Here is a 263-nt window from a genome sequence, read left to right as displayed (position 1 = left end):
TGCCGCTGTTAACACCATTGGCAGGATTTTGTTCGATGCTGACAAAACAGCCAACGATGCGGCCGCTGCCGAATCAGTGCAAGAGTCTGAGTATAATGGTCATGCTGCAACTCCTATTGGTCAAATCTTTACTACTATAGGTGGTGTCGATATTACAGTTGACGCCGCTAGCATCCTTGCAGCTAAAGCTGACTGGGACACGTCCATTACAAACACTAAAAATGCAAAAGAAGCTCTGGACGCCGTTTATGTGCGTGACGACT

General features: G+C 47.1%; 1 protein-coding gene. It reads left to right on the top strand.

The features are described from left to right. The coding region (locus tag YROHD0001_RS0119215; RefSeq protein ID WP_032818650.1) for a hypothetical protein at window positions 1-263 on the top strand (263 nt) is incomplete at both ends.

It is taken from the genome of Yersinia rohdei ATCC 43380, from assembly GCF_000173775.1.
GTDB classification, from domain to species: domain Bacteria; phylum Pseudomonadota; class Gammaproteobacteria; order Enterobacterales; family Enterobacteriaceae; genus Yersinia; species Yersinia rohdei.
This window is presented reverse-complemented; position numbering and strand designations above follow the sequence as displayed.